Origin of the sequence: Thioalkalivibrio sp. ALgr3 (assembly GCF_000377325.1) — a bacterium.
Taxonomy (GTDB): Bacteria; Pseudomonadota; Gammaproteobacteria; order Ectothiorhodospirales; family Ectothiorhodospiraceae; genus Thioalkalivibrio.
This window is the reverse complement of sequence record NZ_KB898028.1, coordinates 1-1,727: the sequence shown is the minus strand read 5'-3', so window position 1 is coordinate 1,727 and position 1,727 is coordinate 1. Positions and strand designations below refer to the sequence as shown.

The following is a 1,727-nucleotide window of genomic DNA, read 5'->3' as shown; positions in this document are numbered from 1 at the left end:
GTTCCCGTCGAGCTGGCTTTCGCCAATGAGGCGGATGGCGATTACCTGGAGGCTTCACTGGCGAACAATCCGATCTGGCACAAGGACGCCATCGCGATTGAGGCCCCAATGCAGGATGTGGAATGGCGCAAGCTACCGGCCATCGACATCCTCGCGGCGGGCCTGCCCTGCACGGGCGCCTCTCTCTCGGGCCGTGCGAAAAACGGTCTGGCAAAGGCGGAGGAACATGAAACTGCCGGGCCTCTGTTCGTCGCCTTCATCGCGGCGATCCAGACCTTGCGGCCCTCCGTGGTCCTGCTGGAGAACGTGCCGCAGTACGGCACGACAACCAGCATGACCGTGATCCGCTCGGTCTTGAGCAGTCTGGATTACGAGCTGCACGAGGCGGTGCTGGATGGGCACGAGCTGGGCGCGCTGGAACGTCGCAATCGGTTCTGCTTGGTTGCAGCGGATCGCCAGGTGCCTTTCGCGTTCGAGGGTCTGCGTTCCATCCGGGAACGGGAGTCGTGCATCCAGGATGTCCTGGAGGACATCGGCCCCGACGATCCCATGTGGAAGGAGTACAGCTACCTCTCGGACAAAGAGGCTCGCGACAAGGAAGCAGGAAAGGGCTTCCGTCGCCAGCTCCTCGACGGCTCCGAAACTTCCCTGGGCACAATCGGCAGGGGCTACGCGAAAGCACGCTCGACGGAACCCTTCATCCGTCACCCGGCCGATCCGGGGCGCTCGCGCCTGCTGACGCCTGTGGAACATGCTCGCGTGAAGGCGGTCCCCGAGTCCCTGATTGCCGGGCTCTCCGCCACCCGCGCGCACGAAATCCTTGGGCAATCCGTTGCCCATGCGGCCTTCGAGGCCGTGGGGCAGCATCTGGGGCAGTCGTTTGCGGCACTCCGGGGTGATCCGACTCAGGAAGCGGCATTTGCCGCGTGAAGACCACACCCGCCCCGGCTTTGCCTGGGCGGGTTTTTTTGTGGGCTCAACCCCCATGCGAAGCCCTCCATTCCGGAGCGGCATCGCAAGGAGAAGATCATGGGAAACGGTTACACCCACTACTTCACGCGCAACATCGCCATCCCGACGCGGAACTGGCGCCGGATCATCCGGGACGCCCGGTATCTCGCGGCCCGGCTGCCCGAGCACTCGAACACGGCCGGGGGATGCTTCGACGACGAGCCCCTGCGGCTCGGTCTCGACCATGGCGCCCTGAATGAGCCACCTCGGTTCTCGGACAGTGAAATCCGGTTCAACGGGACCGGCCGGATGGGCCTCGACGGGGAAACCTTCTCGCTGGTGCCCGACATTGGGGACGGTCGTTTCGAGTTCTGCGACACCTCCGGGAAGCCCTACGACTTCTTCGTGTGCGTGGTTCTCGTGCTGGTCTATACCCGAGCACCGGGTTGCATGGACATCGCCTCATCGGGCTCCCGCGCGGACTGGCTGCCTGCGGCCCAGTTCGCGGCCGATGAACTGGGCGAGGACATGTACATCCCTCACCGGATCACGGGGATGGAGTGCAACCGGGTGGAGCCCCGGCTGCCGGAGACCATCGACCTCTGGAATAGCGCTTGAACAGATCCTCCGGATCTGCCGAAGATCAACACCCACCCTGGCTCTGCCAGCGGTGGGTTTTTTTGTGCCGCCAATTCCTTCTCGAAGCAGGCCATTTCGGCCCTGCACTGCGAAGGAGAAACAGCATGAATGTGAAAAGCCGACCCGTAAAAATCATC

The 1,727-nt window shown here is 63.5% G+C and carries 2 protein-coding genes; both read left to right on the top strand.

Translation table 11 applies throughout. The features are described from left to right. Positions 1-930 (top strand): DNA cytosine methyltransferase (locus C998_RS14300; RefSeq protein WP_018871476.1); only part of this gene is annotated, 930 nt, incomplete at its 5' end. 99 nt (positions 931-1,029) lie between these two features. Continuing rightward, positions 1,030-1,569 (top strand): hypothetical protein, encoded by a 540-nt coding sequence (locus tag C998_RS0113900; protein WP_018871475.1) that lies wholly within the window; start codon positions 1,030-1,032, stop codon positions 1,567-1,569. Positions 1,570-1,727: the final 158 nt, after the last annotated feature.